The sequence below is a fragment of the Desulfosudis oleivorans Hxd3 genome (assembly GCF_000018405.1).
In the GTDB taxonomy this organism is placed as follows: Bacteria; Desulfobacterota; Desulfobacteria; order Desulfobacterales; family Desulfosudaceae; genus Desulfosudis; species Desulfosudis oleivorans.
In genome coordinates this window covers 1,965,296-1,984,329 of record NC_009943.1, presented here as the reverse complement: position 1 = coordinate 1,984,329, position 19,034 = coordinate 1,965,296, and the positions used below count along the sequence as shown (strand labels likewise).

The 19,034-nt window shown below is 56.8% G+C and carries 15 protein-coding genes; 12 read left to right on the top strand and 3 right to left on the bottom strand.

Annotation, left to right across the window (positions count from 1 at the left end; all coding sequences use genetic code 11):
- Positions 1-274: 274 nt before the first annotated feature.
- Positions 275-1,714 carry a cysteine--tRNA ligase gene (gene cysS / locus DOLE_RS08560; protein WP_012175087.1) on the bottom strand — a complete coding sequence of 480 codons (1,440 nt, stop codon included), beginning with the start codon at positions 1,712-1,714 and terminating at the stop codon, positions 275-277.
- A gap of 63 nt (positions 1,715-1,777) precedes the next feature.
- Positions 1,778-2,284 carry a 2-C-methyl-D-erythritol 2,4-cyclodiphosphate synthase gene (gene ispF / locus DOLE_RS08555; RefSeq protein WP_012175086.1) on the bottom strand — a complete coding sequence of 169 codons (507 nt, stop codon included), beginning with the start codon at positions 2,282-2,284 and terminating at the stop codon, positions 1,778-1,780.
- 213 nt (positions 2,285-2,497) lie between these two features.
- On the opposite strand from ispF, the gene xseA reads away from it, so the two are divergent.
- From xseA to DOLE_RS08505, 10 genes are all read left to right on the top strand, one after another.
- Positions 2,498-3,844: an exodeoxyribonuclease VII large subunit gene (gene xseA, locus DOLE_RS08550; RefSeq protein WP_012175085.1), complete on the top strand. Its 1,347-nt coding sequence runs from the start codon at positions 2,498-2,500 to the stop codon at positions 3,842-3,844.
- 180 nt (positions 3,845-4,024) lie between these two features.
- Positions 4,025-4,270 carry an exodeoxyribonuclease VII small subunit gene (locus DOLE_RS08545; RefSeq protein ID WP_012175084.1) on the top strand — a complete coding sequence of 82 codons (246 nt, stop codon included), beginning with the start codon at positions 4,025-4,027 and terminating at the stop codon, positions 4,268-4,270.
- The gene (locus DOLE_RS08540; RefSeq protein ID WP_012175083.1) at positions 4,257-5,144 is read left to right on the top strand and encodes a polyprenyl synthetase family protein; all 888 of its coding nucleotides are present in this window, start codon (positions 4,257-4,259) and stop codon (positions 5,142-5,144) included. The genes DOLE_RS08545 and DOLE_RS08540 overlap by 14 nt, the downstream gene beginning before the upstream one ends.
- A gap of 10 nt (positions 5,145-5,154) precedes the next feature.
- Positions 5,155-7,035, top strand: a complete 1,881-nt coding sequence (dxs, locus tag DOLE_RS08535; RefSeq protein WP_012175082.1) for a 1-deoxy-D-xylulose-5-phosphate synthase — start codon at positions 5,155-5,157, stop codon at positions 7,033-7,035.
- A gap of 85 nt (positions 7,036-7,120) precedes the next feature.
- Positions 7,121-7,879 carry a TlyA family RNA methyltransferase gene (locus DOLE_RS08530; RefSeq protein WP_012175081.1) on the top strand — a complete coding sequence of 253 codons (759 nt, stop codon included), beginning with the start codon at positions 7,121-7,123 and terminating at the stop codon, positions 7,877-7,879.
- 102 nt (positions 7,880-7,981) lie between these two features.
- Positions 7,982-10,057: an elongation factor G gene (gene fusA, locus DOLE_RS08525; protein WP_012175080.1), complete on the top strand. Its 2,076-nt coding sequence runs from the start codon at positions 7,982-7,984 to the stop codon at positions 10,055-10,057.
- 313 nt (positions 10,058-10,370) lie between these two features.
- Entirely contained in the window at positions 10,371-11,630 is a 1,260-nt protein-coding gene (locus DOLE_RS08520) for an outer membrane beta-barrel protein (protein WP_012175079.1), read from the top strand.
- A gap of 168 nt (positions 11,631-11,798) precedes the next feature.
- Positions 11,799-12,632, top strand: coding sequence for an SLBB domain-containing protein (locus tag DOLE_RS08515; RefSeq protein WP_012175078.1), 834 nt, complete (start codon positions 11,799-11,801; stop codon positions 12,630-12,632).
- Between the two features lie 118 nt (positions 12,633-12,750).
- A complete protein-coding gene (locus DOLE_RS08510; protein ID WP_012175077.1) occupies positions 12,751-14,916 on the top strand; it encodes a GumC family protein in 2,166 nt (721 codons plus the stop codon).
- Positions 14,913-15,599, top strand: coding sequence for a tyrosine-protein phosphatase (locus DOLE_RS08505; protein WP_012175076.1), 687 nt, complete (start codon positions 14,913-14,915; stop codon positions 15,597-15,599). Before DOLE_RS08510 ends, DOLE_RS08505 begins: the two co-directional genes overlap by 4 nt.
- Before the next feature lie 28 nt (positions 15,600-15,627).
- Here DOLE_RS08505 and DOLE_RS18205 read toward each other — a convergent pair whose 3' ends face one another.
- Positions 15,628-15,777 (bottom strand): hypothetical protein, encoded by a 150-nt coding sequence (locus tag DOLE_RS18205; RefSeq protein WP_153304397.1) that lies wholly within the window; start codon positions 15,775-15,777, stop codon positions 15,628-15,630.
- Between the two features lie 13 nt (positions 15,778-15,790).
- Here DOLE_RS18205 and DOLE_RS08500 point away from each other — a divergent pair, with 13 nt between their 5' ends.
- The gene (locus tag DOLE_RS08500) at positions 15,791-16,087 is read left to right on the top strand and encodes a GIY-YIG nuclease family protein (RefSeq protein ID WP_012175075.1); all 297 of its coding nucleotides are present in this window, start codon (positions 15,791-15,793) and stop codon (positions 16,085-16,087) included.
- A gap of 435 nt (positions 16,088-16,522) precedes the next feature.
- The gene (locus tag DOLE_RS08495) at positions 16,523-18,787 is read left to right on the top strand and encodes an O-antigen ligase family protein (protein ID WP_012175074.1); all 2,265 of its coding nucleotides are present in this window, start codon (positions 16,523-16,525) and stop codon (positions 18,785-18,787) included.
- The last annotated feature ends 247 nt before the right edge of the window (positions 18,788-19,034 follow it).

Genomic DNA, 19,034 nt, shown 5'->3' with positions numbered 1-19,034 from the left:
GCCCAACACCTCTCCGTCATCGCCCAACTTGATTGGGCGATCCAGCCCAGGATTGACCCAGTACCGCATTAATAAGGTATCAAATCAATTTTACACTGGATTACCCGGTCAAGCCGGGTAATGACGCACATGTATGCGATCAGCCAGGGTAATGACGATCACTTATACGACCTGGCCTGGCCATAATCTACAGCAGAAACCAGCCGACCGGGTAATGTGAGACGTGCGTATGCGGCAAGCCGGGTAATGACGCGTGCCAAAACAAATATTCGTACTAGGCAAACTTCCATGTGGTGGTGCCGTCCGGCGAATCTTCAAGCACCACGTTAAGGTCGGTCAGTTGCTTGCGAAGCTGATCGGCTTTTGCAAAATCTTTTGCCTTGCGGGCTGCGACCCGTTGAGCCACCATGCGGTCGATTTCGGCCGGGTCCACGGCATCCTTTTTAGCCGCCGCCTGCTTGCGCCCCTCGAAATAGACCTGAGCCGGTGTGTTGAAAAGCCCCAGCACGTCGCCGCTTTTTCGCATGACATCATAATGGGCCGATACATCCGCGGTAAGCAGATCCCCGGCCTGGTCCAGCAGCCGGTTGATATGGCGGGCCGTCTCAAACAGCGCGGCAACGGCCCTGGCGGTATTAAAATCATCGTCCATGGCCTGGCAAAAACTGTTCCAGTATTCACCGGCATCGCCGTCTGAGGCCGGTGACGGTTTTTCCCCGGAAGGTGTCAGCGCCTCCACCCGGCCCAGGGCCGTGTAGAGCTTGTCCAGGCCGGCCCCGGCCTCTGCCATGGAGGTATCGGAAAAATCGATGGGGCTCCGGTAATGACTGGAGAGCAGGAACAGGCGCACCGTTTCCGGATGGTAAGCCTCAAGAATCTCGTTGATCATCTTGAAGTTGTTGAGGGACTTGGACATCTTTTCCTGGTTGATCTGAACAAACCCGTTATGCACCCAGAACCGGGCAAACTCCCGGCCAAAGGCCGCCTCGGACTGGGCGATCTCGTTTTCATGATGGGGAAAGATAAGGTCCTTGCCGCCGCCGTGAATGTCAAAGGTCTGGCCCAGGTAACGGGAACTCATGGCCGTGCACTCGATATGCCAGCCGGGCCGTCCCCTGCCCCAGGGACTCTCCCATGAAGGCTCGCCCGGTTTTTCCGCCTTCCACAGCACAAAATCAAAAGGGTTTCTTTTGCGTTTATCCACCTCAATGCGGGCACCGGCCTCCATCTGGTCCAGCTTCCGGCCGGACAGCTTGCCGTAGCCGGGAAAGGCCTCCACTGAAAAAAAGACATCCCCGCCGGCCTCGTAGGCAACCCCCTTGTTCACCAGTATCTGAATCACGGCAAGAATGTCATCAATATGCTCGGTGGCTTTGGGTTCCACCGTGGCCCGCTGAACAAAAAGGGCGTCCATGTCCCGGTAGAATTCGGCGATATACTTTTCAGCGATCTGCTCCGAGGTTTTCCCCTCTTCGGCGGCCCGGTGAATGATCTTATCGTCCACGTCGGTGAAGTTGCGCACATAAGTGACATCATAACCGGCAACCCTCAGGTACCGGGCAATCACGTCAAACACCACAACAGACCGGGCATGGCCGATGTGGCACGGTCCATACACCGTGGGGCCGCACACATACATCCCCACTTTTCCGGGATTTACCGGCACAAACAGCTCTTTTTTGCCTGTCAGCACATTATAAATAGAAAGTGTCATGATTTTATCCTTGTCATCCAAATCGGGATCGGGATCGAAATCGATTCCGTCTGTCGTGCCTTTTCACCCGGCCCCCTGGCCCCTCGAATCCCTGGCCTCTTCCTCAATAATCAGGGCCACGCTCATGGCGGCCATGGCCTCGCCCCGGCCCACGGCATCAAGCCCCTCGGTGGTGGTGGCCTTGACATTGACACAGGCGGCATCAATGCCCAGGGCCGTTGCCATATTGGCCGCCATGGCGGCTTTATGGGCTCCCAGTTTCGGGGCCTGGGCCAGGACGGTAGCGTCGATGTTAACCACAAAAAACCCTTTTTCTTTCAGCATCCGGCCCGTCTCTGTCAGCAAGAGGAGACTGGAGACACCCTTAAACCGGGCATCGGTATCCGGAAAATGGTCCCCGATGTCGCCCAGGCCGGCAGCCCCCAGCAGGGCGTCGCAAACGGCGTGCACCAGCACGTCCGCGTCTGAATGGCCGTCCAGTCCCTTTTCAAACGGAAGGGCCACCCCGCCCAGCACCAGCCTGCGGCCTTTCACCAGCCGGTGCAGATCGTATCCCGTGCCGATTCTCATTTTTCGTTTCCCTCAAAAATTCCACGCAGGCGGCAAAACATTCCGGCAAACCGCCAGGGTGTCCATAAAACCAGATTTTAGCGTATGTCGTCAAGATGATAATACAGTCGATGCATTGAAAGGGGGCCAGAATTCTACGCGCCTTTCTTCCCTGTTGAGTCCGCTCCATGGGTATGATAAAAAACAGACAAACTCCACAAATGGGAATCAGCAATGGCACAAACACACACCAGCCTGCCGGAAAGCGGCATCTACACGGTTTCCCGGCTCACCGGTGAAATCAAGGTCCTGCTGGAAAAACAGTTTCCCATTATCTGGGTGGAAGGCGAGATTTCCAACTTCAAACGGCCCGGCTCCGGCCACTTCTATTTTACCTTAAAAGACAGCACCGCCCAGGTTCAGGCCGTGATGTTTGTCAACCAGAACCGCGGCCTGAAGTTTATGCCCGAAGACGGCATGAAGATCACCGGCCTGGGAAGGATCAGCGTTTACGCCCCCCGGGGCAACTACCAGGTGATCTTTGAGCACATCATGCCCCAGGGCATGGGAGAGCTGGTGGCCGCCTTTGAACAGTTGAAAAAAAAGCTGGCCGACGAAGGGCTGTTTGATCCGGGCCGGAAAAAACCGGTTCCCTTTCTGCCGGCCAAGGTCTGCCTGATCTCATCTCCCACCGGGGCCGTTGTCCACGACATGATTCATGTGATGACCCGCCGTTTTCCCGGTATTGAGATCGAAATTCTTCCCGCCTCGGTCCAGGGGGATAAGGCGGCCGTTGAGATCGCCGCGGCACTGGCCCTGGCCAACCGGCGGGCCGATGCCGACGTACTCGTGGTGGCCCGGGGCGGCGGCAGCCTGGAAGATCTGTTTGCCTTCAACACCGAGACCGTGGCCCGGGCCGTGGCCGCATCCGCCATACCGGTGGTGTCGGCCGTGGGCCACGAAACCGATTTTACCATCTGCGATTTTGTGGCCGACCTGCGGGCTCCCACCCCGTCGGCCGCGGCAGAGTTGATCGTGCCGGTAAAAAAAGAGCTCCTGGCCCACTGCCGAAACCTGCGGGTCCGCATGGTAAAAGGGTTTGATAACATCATCCGTCACCGGCGCCGTGCACTGCGCGACATGGCCAAGCGGCTGATCGACCCCCGCCGGGCCCTGGGCGACGCCCTGCTCCGGCTGGACGAACTGGCCATGCGGCTGGTCCGTGCCCTTGACCGGGAAATTGCCAAACGGGCCGAACGGCTGGCCTGGCAGCAGAAACAGCTCTTTTCCCGCATGCCGGAGCGACTGACAACAGAGGGCCTGGCATTAACGGACCGGCTTGTAGAACGCCTTTCTTCAGCCATGCAGACCACATATCTTCGGGAAAACCGGCACCGGGTGGACGGTCTTACCCAGCGGCTTTTTGCGCTTTCGCCCAGGGCCGTGCTGGAGCGGGGTTACAGTATTACGCAAAAAGTCTCCGACGGACAGGTCATTAAAAAAACCGGCCAGGCCGATCCGGGAGACGCATTGACGATTATTGTGTCCGATGGATCAGTCCGGTGCACCGTTGACCGGTGAACAATATGAAACAAGGAACCATATTCTCTTAAGCGAACACAAGTAACGGCAAAGTAAAAAGTTCAAGTTCAAGGCGCGCAAATCCCGAGGAATGAGGCGTACTGGTTGTACGCCGCAGTGACGAGTGAATGCAGCGCAACGCAGAAATTGGGCTTTTTACGAAGCCGTAAAGGAAACGTCATGGCCACACAAAAAAACTTCGAACAGTCCCTTCAAAAACTGGAGCAGATCGTCGAAGAGATCGAATCCGGAGCCCTGCCCCTTGAACAGGCGTTGAAAAAGTTCGAGGCCGGGGTCAAGCTCTCGGAAGAGTGCACCGCCCTGCTAAACGATGCGGAAAAAAAGGTCCGCATCCTGATGAAGGACAAAGACGGCAACCCCATCAGCGCGCCCTTTGCAAGTGACGACGACCGTGAAGAATCTTGAGACCTACCTTGCCCGTCGTCAAAAGGCCGTCAACGAGGCCCTGGACCGGATTCTTGCTGACTGCGTTCCCGGGGGCCGGCTTTTTTCCGCCATGCGCCACTCCCTGAAGGCCGGCGGCAAGCGGCTTCGTCCCATCCTCTGCATGGCGGCGGCGGAAGCCGTCGGCGGCACATGGGAGGATGCCCTCTTTCCTGGCTGCGCCATCGAGCTGATTCACACCTATTCCCTGGTGCATGACGATCTGCCCGCCATTGACAACGACCCCCTGCGCAGAGGCCAGCCCGCCTGCCACGCGGCCTTTGACGAGGCCACAGCCATCTTTGCCGGCGACGCCCTGCACACCCTGGCCTTTGAGGTACTCTCATCGGACCGGTATATCTTTTTTCAGGGAAAGCGGCGGCTGGCCCTGATCCACCTGATCTCTCGGGCCACGGGCAACCACGGCATGATCGAAGGCCAGATGCGGGACATCCTGGCCCAGGGCGGCAACCTGGGTCTGGACCAGTTAAAAGAGCTCCACCGGCTCAAAACCGGGGCACTGATCACGGCGTCGGTACATGCCGGGGCACTTACGGGAAAGGCAACGGTGCGACAGACCGGAAAGCTGATTGAATACGCTGAAAACATCGGCCTGGCCTTTCAGGTGGCCGACGACCTGCTCAACGTGGAAGGAGACCCCCTGCTCACCGGCAAATCCATTGGCACGGACCATGTCCTTGGCAAGGCCACCTTTCCCAATCTGATGGGCATTGACGCCTCCCGGAAGTTTGCGGCCCAGCTGGTGGAAAAGAGCTTGCAAGCGATTGAATCCCTTGGTATAAAAGCAAATCCGCTACGTGCGGTGGCAAAATATGTAATCGAAAGAAAACTTTAGGAGTAAACAGGTGGGGCTCTTAGAAACCATTGACTCCCCCGCGGACCTGAAAAAGCTGCCGGTGTCCGACCTGCCGGCCCTGGCCGAGGAGATTCGCGAGCTGATTGTTCGCGTGGTCTCTGAAACCGGCGGCCACCTGGCCTCCAGCCTGGGCGCCGTGGAACTGGCCATTGCCATTCACTACGTGTTTGACGTACCCAACGACCGGGTGATCTGGGATGTGGGCCACCAGTCCTATGCTCACAAGATTCTCACCGGACGACGGGAGCAGTTTTCCACCCTGCGGCAGCACGGGGGCCTGTCCGGGTTCACCAAACGCAGCGAAAGCCCGTTTGACTCCTTTTCCACTGGCCACAGCGGCACCTCCATTTCGGCCAGCCTGGGGTTTCTCTGCGCCAAGCACCAGCGCAACGACCCGTCCAAGGTGGTGGCCGTGATCGGCGACGGCTCCATGACGGCGGGCCTTGCCTACGAGGGACTCAACCAGGCAGGGGACCGGCACAAGGACAAGAACCTCATCGTTATCTTAAACGAAAACGACATGTCCATATCTCAAAACGTGGGGGCCCTCTCCTCGTTTTTAAGCCGCACCCTGTCGGCCACCTATCTTCAGGACTGGAGAAAAGAACTGGGCGAACTGCTGCGGTCCCTGCCCGGCATCGGCGACGATGTCTACCAGTTTGCCAAGCGGTCCGAAGAGTCGTTCAAAACCTTTGTCACCCCGGGCATGCTGTTTGAGGCTTTCAACCTCGAATATTTCGGCCCCATTAACGGCCACAAAATCAAACAACTGGTCAATATTCTGCAAAACATCCGGGAAATCCGGGAGCCGGTGCTGCTGCACGTCACCACCACCAAGGGCAAAGGGTATGAACCGGCGGAAAGAGATCCGGCCTATTTCCACGGCGTGGGCGCCTTTGAAATCACAACCGGCAGCAAACGGCCGGATGCGGCTCCCTGCCCGTCCACCTACACTCAGGTCTTCGGCCGGACCATGGTGGAGCTGGCGGAAAAAGACCCGGCCATCGTGGCCGTGACCGCTGCCATGCCCGAAGGCACGGGCCTTGCCGAATTTGCCCAAAGGTTTCCAGACCGGTTCTACGACGTGGGCATTGCCGAGCAGCACGGCGTCACTTTTGCCGCGGGCATGGCCGCGGACGGCCTGCGACCGGTGGTGGCCATCTACTCCACATTCCTGCAGCGAAGCTACGACCAGATCATCCACGACGTCTGCCTGGAGTCCCTGCCCGTCACCTTTGCCATTGACCGGGCCGGCATCGTGGGCGAGGACGGCCCTACCCACCACGGCCTGTTCGATCTTTCCTACCTGCGCAGCATGCCCAATATGACGATCATGGCGCCGGCCGACGAAAACGAACTGCGCCGCATGCTGGTCACCGCCATTTCCCACAACGGCCCCGCGGCGGTCCGCTACCCCAGGGGAAAAGGCACGGGTGCCGCCTTGGCCGACCCCCTGTTGCCGGTCTCCATCGGAAAAGCAAAAATCCTTACGAAAGGCGGCGACATTCTGATTCTGGCCATTGGCCGCACGGTATGCGAAGCCATGGCGGCCCGGCAGCAGCTTGAGACCGAAGGCATCTCCGCCACGGTGGTCAACTGCCGGTTTGTCAAACCCCTGGATGAGGAACTGATCTGCGACCTGGCCCGCGCCATCCCCCGGATACTGACAGTGGAAGACAGCATGCTGGCCGGCGGATTTTCCAGCGCCGTTCTGGAGTGTCTCAATGATCACCGGGTAACCGGCGTGACCGTAAAACGGCTGGGCATCGGCGACACCTTTGTGGAACACGGTTCCCAGGAGATCCTGCGGGCCAAGTATGCCATTGACGCCAGGGCCATTGTGGTGGCGGCAAAGGAGCTGATGGCCTAGCCCGGACATTTCATAAAATATCCGTCCTGGTTGTTTCGATTTCGATCCCGATTTCGATAGCGATTCCGATTTAAAGGCAACATTCATGTCCCCTGTAGTTAAAAAACGGCTGGACCAGCTGCTGGTGGAAAAGGGCCTGGCCCCCACCCGGCAGAAGGCCCAGGCCATGATCATGGCCGGCGCCGTGCTGGTGGATGACCACCCCGCGGACAAGGCCGGCGTTCAGGTGCCGGTGACCGCCGCCATCGTCACCCGGGACGCCTGCCCCTACGTCAGCCGGGGTGGCCTGAAGCTGGAAGGCGGGCTGGACGCGTTTGGCCTGGATGTCACCGGCAAGGTCTGTCTTGATGTGGGGGCCTCCACCGGCGGGTTTACCGACTGCCTGCTGACCCGGGGAGCCCGCCGAGTGTTTGCCGTGGACGTGGGCTACGGCCAGCTGGCCTGGAAGCTGCGCCAGGACCCCCGGGTGGTTGTCATCGAGCGCACCAACATTCGGCACATGGCCGCCGACGCCCTGCCCTGCCCGGTCGACCTGGTGACCATTGACGCCTCTTTTATCTCCCTGAAAATTGTGATGCCGGCGGTCGTCGGCTTCATGAAGCCCGAAGCCGTGATCCTGGCCCTTATCAAGCCCCAGTTTGAAGTGGGCAAGGGCAAGGTGGGAAAAGGCGGCGTGGTGCGTGACCCGGGCCAGCACCGGGAGGTGCTCGACGACCTTTGCCGATGGGCCAAAACCCAGGGACTCTGGTGCGCGGACGCGGTGGTTTCCCCCATCACCGGACCCAAGGGAAACGTGGAATTTTTTAACCTGTTTGGCCTTGATTTTTCTAAAAATACAAGATAGGTATTTTGAGTTTATACCCGGTAGATGAATGGGTGCGGGACAATAAATGGCACGCGGCACAGGCGTGAACAGGTAAACCCTTGGCAGGAATAGGAGTTTTTCATGAGTGAGAAAATTGAAAAAATCAGAAACATCGCGCTGGCCGGTCATAGCGGATCCGGCAAAACCACTATTTCCGAGGCACTGCTGTTCAACGCAAAGGTGATTGACCGTCTGGGCCGGGTGGAAGACGGCAACACCGCCATGGATTCCGAGCCCGAAGAAGTCAAGCGCTCCTCCAGCATCACCAGCGGCCTGTTTCAATACGAATGGAAAAAACACACCATCAACCTGATCGACACCCCCGGTGACCAGAACTTTTTTTCCGATGCCATCGGCTGCCTGCAGGCGGCCGACAGCGCCGTGATCGTGATTGACGCCGTGGATGGGGTCAAAGTCCAGACCGAGGAGTCATGGGAGTTTGCCGCCACCCACAACCTGCCCTGCGTCATTTTTATGAACAAGCTGGATAAAGAGCGGGCCGATTTTGCCCAGGCCCTTGAAGACGCAAAGGCCTCCCTTCAGGAGCCCCGGCCCATCATTCTGCAACTGCCCATCGGTGCCAAGGAAGAGTTGAAAGGCGTGGTGGATCTGGTCAATATGAAGGCCTACACCTATGACGGCAGCGGCAACCGCACCGCCATTGATATTCCCGCGGACATGCAGGAGACCGTGGAGGCGGAAAAAGAGGCCCTGATCGAAAACATCGCCGAGGCCGACGACACCCTGCTGGAGCGCTACCTGGAAGGTGAAGCCCTCACCGACGCCGAGCTGAACGGAGCACTGAAAAAGGGTATTCTGAACCGGGTGTTCGTGCCGGTGCTCTGCGGCGCTGCCACCTCCAACATCGGCATTGACCTTCTGGCTGATTTTGTCACCACCTGCATGCCCTCTCCGGCTGACCGGGGTCCCTGGACGGCAAAGGACGGCGACGGCAACGACGTGGTCTGTGCCCCCGATCCGGCCGAACCCTTTGCCGGGTTTGTGTTCAAAACCGTCAGTGCCTTTTCCGGCCTGCTCTCCTTTGTCCGTGTTGTCTCCGGCAGCCTGGGGTCGGACGGCTCCCTTTTCAACGCCATCCAGGAAGAAAACGAGCGGTTCAACCAGCTCATGGTCTCCAAGGGGAAAAAACAGGACAGCGTCAATGAGGCCGTGCCCGGAGCTATCGTTGCCGTGCCCAAGCTCAAACTGACCAAAACCGGCGACACCCTGTGCGACCCGGCCCGTAAGGTGATTTTCGATTGCGTCAAGCCCCTTCCCCTGGTGGTCTCATTTGCCGTTCAGCCCAAAAATAAAGGGGATGAAGACAAGCTTCAGTCTTCCATCACCAAGCTGACCGAGGAAGACCCCTCCCTGGTGCTTTCCCGGGATGCGGAGTCCAAGGCCATTATTCTGTCCGGCCGGGGCCAGATTCATATTGAAACCGCGGTTGAAAGGCTCAAGCGCAAGTTCAACGTGGAAGTGGTGCTGGATCTGCCCAAAATTCCCTACCGGGAGACCTTTACCAAAAAGGTCCGGGTCCAGGGCCGGCACAAGAAACAGTCCGGTGGCCACGGCCAGTTCGGCGACTGCTGGATTCAGATGGAACCCATGGAGAGGGGCGAGGGATTTGAGTTTGTGGATCAGATCGTGGGCGGCGCCATTCCCAAAAACTATATTCCGGCCGTTGAAAAGGGCATCATCGAGGCTGCTGAAAAAGGTCCCCTGGCCGGGTTCCCGTGCGTGGATTTCCGGACCATCCTGGACTTCGGCTCCTACCACTCGGTGGACTCTTCTGAAATGGCCTTTAAGATCGCCGGTTCCCTGGCTTTTAAAAAGGCGGCGGTGGAAGCCGGGCCCGTACTTCTGGAACCCATAATGGAGATAACGGTGACCACGCCCGAAGAGTACATGGGCGACGTGATGGGCCATCTCAACAGCAAGCGGGGCCGGGTCCTGGGCATGGACAGCAAGGGAAAAAACCAGGTCGTCAAAGCCCATGTACCCATGGGCGAGTTCCAGAGTTACGACCCTGACCTGCGCTCCATGACCGGCGGCCGGGGCAAGTTCACCCTGACCTTTTCCCACTACGAGATCATGCCCACCCAGGAAGCCCAGAAGGTGATTGAGGCGGCTGAAACGGAAAATCAACAGGCATAGAACACAACCTGCGGCCAACCATCCGGGCCTGTCGCATGCGACAGGCCCGGCTTTTTTAATTGTCGGGACTGTATAGCCCGTCAGGCCCATCTCCGCCAAGGCGACGAAGGGCAAGCAAGCCCGAGGCTGGCCGCATACCCGTCGTCATTACCCGGCTTGACGCAGCGTTAATCCCTACTGGGATAGTATGCTAATATTTCAGGATATTAAATTATACCATTTAAAAAAAACCCCTTGTTTTCCTTGACATGAAAGTTCTTTTTTTGCAATATACACTTTAACCCAAAAAGGAGAATTGCACATTGGAGGAGAGATGAGACAGCTGTTTACGGCAGGAACGTGCCTCTTTCTGTTGCTGATCTATGGGGCTACAGTACATTTACCGGCCCATGCCGCCTCCGGCACCATCGGCGGAGATATTTTCGGTCTTCAGCAGGGAGTCTTTCACACCTTCCTTAACGTCACCGAAAAATACACGGACAACCTTTACAATTCCAGAACCAGCAAAGAATCAGAGCTGATCAGTATTGTTTCCCCTGGCCTGGCCCTGGCCCTTCCCGGCTCCGACGTGGTGGATATTAAAATGAACACCGCCACCGGCGCCCCCGGCGGTCTTGCCATGTCCCGCTATAAAATGGACACCACCCGGCGCTACCAGGGCATGCTGGTTTACAACCCGGAATTTGAGTTCTATCATGACAATTCCAGTGAAAATTTTATCAGCCACAAGGTCAAGGGAGCATTTCAATATAAAGCCCCCGGCGGGCTGACCTTTGATGTCGCCGATCATTATAAATACGGACAGGAGATGCGGGGCGAAATCGGCAACCCGGACCCGGACACCTATTATTCCAACGTGGCCCACGCCATTGTGGAATTTGCCTTTTCCCCGAAATTCAGCATCGGTGCCGGCGGTGCGTCCCACACCATTTCCTACCGGGAAACAAACTTCCGTGACAGAAACGACAGGGTCTACTTCGGCTCCCTCAACTTCCATCCAACGGCAAAAACACGGCTTTTCTTCGAATACAAAAACATTGACGTTCGCTACGATGCCTTTCTCTCCACGGACAAAGAAAATACAGAAGATCAATATTATGCAGGTTTTGCATGGAAGATGACGGCCAAATCACAGGGTACGTTGAAGGTCGGTTATATGGCCAAGGATTTTGATACCCCCGGAATAGACGACCCCTCGGACTGGGCCGGTGAAATCGACCTGACGCATGCAATCACCCCGGACACGACCATCATGCTGGGGGCTTCCCGAAAATACCACGAAACCAACATTGCGGCCGCCGACTACTACACCGCCGATCGCGTCACAGCCATGTACAGCCAGGCATTCACCCCCAAGCTCAAGGGTGACATGATGCTCTCTTACGGCAAAGACAACTATGAAGGTATTATCCTTGAGTGCGACACCTACATAATCCGGCCCGCCCTTACCTTCAAGCCCCGGCGGTGGCTGTCGATTGAACTGGCCTACTCTTACACTGAGCGTTTTGCCGACCTGGCCTCCATGGACTACAGCACCAACGATTACACACTGAGGATAGGGGGCACTTTTTAAACAAACCTGCATCCGGTATGGCCCGCCATCCTGTTGAAACGGCTGTACCGTCCATTCTGCCATCCATGCATCACATCAATAGGGACTTCTTCGAACGCCTGTTTTTTCTTGACTATGTGTGGACCGGCCTGTAATAGATTGAATTTACACAAACCAGGGAGTTAAAAAATGTGGGGATATTCGCTACCGGCCCTACCCTGCCGGGGTCCGCTTGTCATCTCGGTGTTGGACCTTCTGCTGTTTGCGCCCATGGGCACATGCGAAAACTACATTGTCGGTCCTGGAGACACGCTGAGCATCAATGTATACGAACATCCGGATCTGACCACAACGGTGCAGGTGGATGGTGGCGGGGCGATTCGGTTTCCCCTGATCGGCGAGTTCGAGGTCACCGGCATGGATGTCTCCGAACTCTCCCAGGCCATTGAAAAAAAGCTGGCAGACGGATACATCGTCAATCCCCAGGTGGCCATTGTTGTAAAAGAGTATCGCAGCCGCAAGGCCACCATTCTCGGCCAGGTCAATGCACCGGCCCTCTACGAACTCAGGGGCCGCACCACCCTGCTGGAGCTGATCTCCACTGCCGGCGGCCTCACCGCCGATGCCGGCAAATACGCCTATCTCACTCGCACACTCTCGGAAAACGGCGAGAGAGACGCGCCGCGGCAGGAAGTGATCAAGATCGACATAAAAAAGCTGGTGGAAGAGGGCGACACCACCCAGAATATTCTCATCAGTAATGGTGACAGTGTTTTCATCTCCCGTATGGAAAAAATTTATGTAACCGGCGAGGTCAAGTACGCCGGGGCCTACCCCTACGAAGAGGGACTCACCGTGATCAAGGCCATCACCAATGCCAGAGGGTTTACGGACAGGGCATCGGCCACCAACATTCAGATCATTCGAAAAGAAAATGGTATTGAACAGGTGTTGAGCAAAGTGAAAATGGACGAGCGGGTTATGCCGGAAGATGTGATCGTGGTACCGGAAAGCTTTTTCTAAGCGCCCGGGTAATCCAGTGTAAAATTGACGCACACGACGTCGTCATTACCCAACTTGATTGGGTAACCCAGTGTAAAATTGATACCACACCTTAAACCATAAACAACGAGAGAACTCCATGCAACCGATGCAGCCCGTGGAAACCGAAGACATCCATCTACGCGATTACCTGAAGGTTATCCTGAAAAGAAAACGGATTATTCTTGTTTTTTTCATCACCACCGTGGTGGTGGTGCTGCTGGCGACGCTCCAGTCCACGCCGCTTTACACGGCCACCACCCGGCTCAAGGTGGAACAGAAAAACGGGGATCCCCTTAATGATGTATACCGATACATCCGTCATGACCCCGAGTTTCTCAACTCCCAGATTCAGATTATCTCCAGCCAGACCGTGATGGAACGAGTGGTTGTGCTGTTGAACCTTGAAGACACCTACTCCCGCTATTTTCCGGAACAGGACAAAAAGTCTCCGGTAATCGATTTTTTCAAAAATTTGCTGAAAGGGTCAGAAGAAACCGCCGCTGAAAACGACGCGGCCGGGCCACGGCCCATGTCACCTGAAGAAAAGCTGGCAAAAAGAATGCTGGATGGCCTGAAAATCGAACGCATTCGGGATAGCCAGATTCTTCAGGTCTCTTACACCTCTGAAAACGCGGCTTTTTCCACGCTGGTCTGTAATATGCTGCCCAGGGCCTATATTGAACAGCTGCTGGAAATGAAAATGACCAACACTGAATACACCCTGGACTGGATGGAAAAAAAGGCGGCAACGGAACGGGCAAAGCTGGAAGAGGCGGAACATTCGCTGCAGGACTACCTGATTGCCCAGGACATTGTAACCATTGAAAACCGAATCGCCATCATTCCGGAGCGACTCTCCCAGATCAGCGCCGAACTGACAAAGGCGCAAACCCGGAGAAAAGAGCTGGAAGCGGTTATTGAGCAGATCGACCGGACGCCGAAAAACAGCCTCGACACCATTCCCGCCATTGCCAGTGAGCCCTCCCTGCAGGCCATCCGCGGCCAGATCCGTGCCGCCGAGCAGGAAATCCTTACCCTGGGTCAGAAATATGGCGCCAGGCACCCGGTGCGTATAGAGGCGCAAAACATGTTCAATGAACTGAAGGAAAAAAAGGCGGCGGAAACCGAAAATATTGTTCAACGCATCCACAACGACTATCAACTGGCCGTCACCAACCAGGAAAACCTGAAACAACAGCTTGAAGACACCAAAACCGAAGCCGCCCGGCTCAATGAAAAGTTTATTCAGTACAACATCCTCAACCGGGAGATCGAAACCAAGAAACAGCTCTACGACGCTCTTGTGTCCCGCATCAAGGAGCAGACCATGACCAAGCAGATCCGGGACGTGGATGTTTACGTAGTAGAGGCGGCCAAGCTGCCCGAGGCCCCGTCTAACCAGAACCTGCCCCGGAACCTGCTGCTGGCAGCCGTACTGGGCTGCATGGGGGGTATCGGAAGCGCCTTTTTCCTTGAATATCTGGATAACACCATCTCCACGGCCGAAGATGCTGAAGAAAAGACCGGCGTCCCGGTCATCGCCACCATTCCGTTGATTGACAGCAGCCAGAAAAACCCGCAGACCGTTGTGACGGACCACCCGGCCTCCCAGGAGGCGGAATCCTACAAGGTGGCTCGCACCGCCGTATCGCTTTCAACATCCGGCGGCTATCCCCGGTCCATGGTTATCACCAGCATCTATCCCGGTGAGGGCAAAACCCTCACCTGCCTCAACCTGGCAGCGGCCATTGCCCAGGCCGGCCGCAAAGTGCTGGTGATTGACAGCGATCTGCGGCGTCCCACCCTTCACCTTGCTTTTGGTATAGAAAATCAGCCCGGCTTTTCTGAGGTGCTTACCGGTCAGCACGAACCCGCCGACGTCATTCAAAAGACAGGGCTTGCCAACCTGGATGTTCTGCCTTCGGGTAAACGGCCGCCCAACCCGTCCGACCTGCTTTCCTCGAACCACGCCCAGGCCATTATCACCGCCCTGTCGGAAAACTATGATGTAATCCTCTTTGACACCCCGCCCATCGGAACGGTTTCCGACGGCGTGGTGCTGGCCGCATGCACCGAAAAAACCCTGCTGGTCACCCGGTCCCGAATGACCCGGTACGAGGATGTCAACCGTGAGATTAAGCGGCTCCAGGAAGCAGGCAGCAAGCTGATGGGGCAGATCGTCAATGCGGTGGACACCCGGCGGGAGGGGTATTATTATGGTTATGGTGCTTACCGGTATGCCGGCTATTATACCGAGCAATGATCGATATTCACAACCACATTCTGCCGGGTATTGATGATGGTGCGGCAGACATTGGCCAGTCCCTGGCCATGGCCCGCATGGCGGAAAAAGACGGCATTACCGACATTGTCGCCACCCCTCATCTGATGGATCCGCAACTGGACCGGCCAGCCATTCTTGAACGCGTTTCAGTGTTAAACAGCAAACTGACGGCCGACGGTATTCATGTCCGGGTACATGCCGGCGCTGAAATTCCTTTTTACATGCTTGAAGAAGCGCGTCACTGGATCGGCCTGGCCGGCTCAAAATGCCTGCTGGTCGAGTTCCCGGCCCATGCCGTTCCCCCGGTGGCCGAGGGCATGTTCCACCGGGTAGGCGTGCTTGGGTATACCGTTATCATTGCCCACCCGGAGCGCAATCTTGAAGTGATGGACCGCCCGGAGCGGCTCCTGAGCCTGTTGAAACCCGGCATTCTTGTGCAGATCACGACAGATAGCCTCACCGGCCGCATGGGGGAAGACGCCCGGGCCTGTGCCAGATACCTGGTGAAAAAAGGGCATGTGGACTTTATCGCCACCGACGCCCATGATGATTCAACCCGCCCGCCCCTTCTGTCCGCGGCCCTGGCATCCATACCGGCGTCCGCAAAAGACGACTCCATGAAACTCGTCCGCGACAACGCCCTGGCGTATATCCTGTGTTAATAAGGTGAAAAATCAATTTTACACTGGATTACCCGGTCATGCCGGTAATGACACACTCATCGTCATCGCCGGGCTTGACCCGGCGATCCAGAATAAGATTGACCCAATACCCTATGCCGTCACCCTCGGGCTTGACCCGGGGGGCCAGAATAAGATTGACCCCATACCGTTTATTCATATAGACAATTCCTATGGAAAGACTGCCAGCAGTTTATATCCTGGCAAACGAGCGTAACGGTACGCTTTACATCGGCGTGACCGCCAATCTGATTAAACGTGTATGGGAACACAAAAACGATTGCTTTGAAGGTTTCAGCAAACGCTATAATGTTCACTCCCTTGTGTGGTATGAAATTCACGGGACCATGGAGTCTGCCATTTCCCGGGAAAAAGAGTTGAAAAAATGGAAGCGGAAGTGGAAACTGGATTTGATTGAACAAAACAATCCATACTGGGAGGATCTGTATGAGGAGCTAAAGGGGGAATGAATAAGGAACCAAATCAATTTTACGCTGGATTACCCGGTCAAGCCGGGTAATGACGACTACGTAGGCGGCCGGGCAGGACAGGGAAGCCAAGCCGGGTCATGACACACTCATCGTCATCGCCGGGCTTGACCCGGCGATCCAGAATAAGATTGACCCAATATCCTATGCCGTCACCCTCGGGCTTGACCCGGGGGTCCAGAATAAGATTGACCCAATACCCTATGCCGTCACCCTCGGGCTTGACCCGGGGGTCCAGAATAAAAATGACTCGGTTCCCTGTTAATAAGGTGGAAAATCAATTTTACGCTGGATTACCCGGTCAAGCCGGGTAATGACGACTACGTAGGCGGCCGGGCAGAGCAGGGAAGCCAAGCCGGGTCATGACGACCACATAGGGGTTCAATCCGGGTAATGACGAGTAAGGACCACCCGCGTATGCTTTCAATAAGCCGGTTTCTGTTTTTAGCAACCCTGGCCTTTGCGCCCCTGGCATTCGGCAGCGTGGAGCCATGGGCATTCTTCGTGCTGGTGCTGCTGGTCGGCGCCGCCATCACTCTTTTCCTGGCCGACACCCTGCGCCATGCCACCCCTCTCTACCGGGTGCCCTGCCTCCTGCCCCTGGCCCTGCTGGGCCTTTACATCCTTTTCCAGATCGTTCCCCTGCCCCAGCCCTTCCTCTCCCTGGTTTCGCCCAGGGCTGCGGCCCTTCGCCAGGCCACCATCGGTATCCTTCTGCCGGACCAGGCCTGGCCCCTTACACTGAATCTTCACGCCACCCTGTTCGAGCTCTGCCGCTGGCTGTTGTGGGTCGGCTTCTACTGGCTTTCCGTTCAGCTTCTGTCCGACAAAACCATGCTGCGCCGCACCCTGCTTTTTCTGGCTTTTTTTGGTGGCCTGTTTGCCCTCTCTTCCATTCTTCAGAACATTTTCACCGAAGATCATGCGCTCTGGTTCCGCTACGTTCCTGACAACTCCATGGTGTTTGGGTCCTATGTCTGCCACAACCACTACGCCGGCCTTATGGCCATGATCTTCGGCCCGGTGCTGGCCCTGGTTCTGGCCCATCGCCCGCCCCGCCAGTTCGGCTCCCCGCGGGAAAAAGTACTGGGTTTTTTTGAAGAAGAAGAGACCCCCCTGTTCATACTGCTGATCGTGTCAGCCGCGGTCATTGCCATGTCAATTTTCGCCAGCCTCTCCAGGGGCGGCATCCTCAGCCTGTGCGCGTCCATGCTTTTTTTCGCCCTGGCCCTTTTCGGCAGAGCCTTTCCGGACCGGCGCATCAACCGCCGCGCCAGCGCCGTGCTGCTGCTGTGCGCCGTAATCGCGGCCGTCACATGGTTCGGCTGGGAAAGAATCGACAACCGTTTTGCAAAAATCTATGCGGCGGATAACTTTACAGACAGCGAGGGCCGGTTCCATTTCTGGGCTGACAGCCTGAAGATGGTATCCGACTTTCCCGCCACCGGCGTGGGGTTCGGGGCCTTCGGTAATGTGATCCCCGCTTACCAGAACCGCTACCTGGGCCGCATCCTGGACCATGCCCACAACGACTACCTGGAGCTGCTGGCAGAGGGCGGTATTCCCGGTGTGGTACTGGCCCTGGCGTTTTTTATCTGCCTTTTTAAAACTGTTCGAAAAGTCCTGAAAAAACGCAAAGAGCCCTATACCATCCTGGTCTGCGCGGGAACCGCCACCGGGATCCTGGCCATTCTGCTGCACGGCGTCACCGACTTCAACCTGCATATTCCGGCCAACGCCCTTTATCTGGCCTTTCTCTGCGGTTTACTGGCAGCCGCGGCCCACACGCGCCTGCGCGACCGGGTAACTCCCGTCACCTATCTGCAAGCCCACGCTCCGGGCATTGCCAAAAAAATAACCGTTCCAATTCTTCTGATCTGGCTTGCCCTGGCGGGCCTGGCCCTTGGCCGATGGACAATTCCCGCTTTTGATCTCTGGAGCCCCGATCCTCACATTGCTGCTGGTGATACGGCCCTGGCTGCAGGCCTGCCGTCAACGGCCCTGGAAAACTACCAGCAGGCCCTGGGTTTTTCCCCGACGCGATCCGCCCTGCTTCAAAAAACCGGCACAGCCGCCCTGAAGGCCGGCCTGCCCGTCTCCCGGGCCGAGGCCCTGATGGCCGCCGGCGTCACCCTTTTTCCCATGCGGCCCGGCGCTTATGGAGCGTATGCGGGGTTTCTGCTTGAAACCGATCGAAAAGCAAAAGCCCTGTCCGTGATCCGGTCCGGCCTCGAGGCCCATCCTGCCCAGGCCGACCTGTTTTTTGCCCTCATGGCCCATACCGGTCTCTCCCCGGCGGAAATGTTTACCACCCTGCCCGCCCACTCCCTGGTGCTGACAAAATTTGCAGCCCATGTTCAAGACACCGGTTACGACTTCATGCGAAAAGCCATCCTTACCGCAGCCGTGGAGGCCGCCGATCAGGAAGCTGAACCCGTGCCGTGGGCCTATACCGGCCTGGCCCATCTCTACCTGCGGGAAAAGGACCCTGACCAGGCCATCACCGTTCTGGAGCGTGGCGTTGCCCGCCTGCCGGACAACCCCTACCTGCTTTACCTGCTGGCCCGGACCTATGAACAGAACCATATATCCTACAAGGCCCTGGACCTCTATAAAAAGCTCCAGCTTCTTTCCCCCGGCTACCGCGACACCGAACAACGCCTCAAAGCCCTTCAGCGGTAGGGTTTTTGCTTTTTCGTGTTCCTGCGAACGAAGAGAAACAATCCTCAAGCGTCTTCGGACGCCTCTCTCAATAAAGCAGAAGGGCAATTTTACGCTGGATTACGGCATACTGGATTATCCAAACAACTTGGACAATGAGGGCTACATAGACGGGTAGGCCGGATAATCCAGTATAAACTGGCTGAGAAAACTTTAAAAGCCTTGACCGGACTGCAAATCCATTATAAACAAAAACTATTGTCGCCAC

Coding starts and splice junctions, on each gene's coding strand:
- cysS (WP_012175087.1), bottom strand. CDS start 1,714: ATGACACTTTCTATTTATAATGTGCTGACAGGCAAAAAAGAGCTGTTT.
- ispF (WP_012175086.1), bottom strand. CDS start 2,284: ATGAGAATCGGCACGGGATACGATCTGCACCGGCTGGTGAAAGGCCGC.
- xseA (WP_012175085.1), top strand. CDS start 2,498: ATGGCACAAACACACACCAGCCTGCCGGAAAGCGGCATCTACACGGTT.
- DOLE_RS08545 (WP_012175084.1), top strand. CDS start 4,025: ATGGCCACACAAAAAAACTTCGAACAGTCCCTTCAAAAACTGGAGCAG.
- DOLE_RS08530 (WP_012175081.1), top strand. CDS start 7,121: ATGTCCCCTGTAGTTAAAAAACGGCTGGACCAGCTGCTGGTGGAAAAG.
- fusA (WP_012175080.1), top strand. CDS start 7,982: ATGAGTGAGAAAATTGAAAAAATCAGAAACATCGCGCTGGCCGGTCAT.
- DOLE_RS08520 (WP_012175079.1), top strand. CDS start 10,371: ATGAGACAGCTGTTTACGGCAGGAACGTGCCTCTTTCTGTTGCTGATC.
- DOLE_RS08515 (WP_012175078.1), top strand. CDS start 11,799: ATGTGGGGATATTCGCTACCGGCCCTACCCTGCCGGGGTCCGCTTGTC.
- DOLE_RS08510 (WP_012175077.1), top strand. CDS start 12,751: ATGCAACCGATGCAGCCCGTGGAAACCGAAGACATCCATCTACGCGAT.
- DOLE_RS08505 (WP_012175076.1), top strand. CDS start 14,913: ATGATCGATATTCACAACCACATTCTGCCGGGTATTGATGATGGTGCG.
- DOLE_RS18205 (WP_153304397.1), bottom strand. CDS start 15,777: ATGAATAAACGGTATGGGGTCAATCTTATTCTGGCCCCCCGGGTCAAG.
- DOLE_RS08500 (WP_012175075.1), top strand. CDS start 15,791: ATGGAAAGACTGCCAGCAGTTTATATCCTGGCAAACGAGCGTAACGGT.
- DOLE_RS08495 (WP_012175074.1), top strand. CDS start 16,523: ATGCTTTCAATAAGCCGGTTTCTGTTTTTAGCAACCCTGGCCTTTGCG.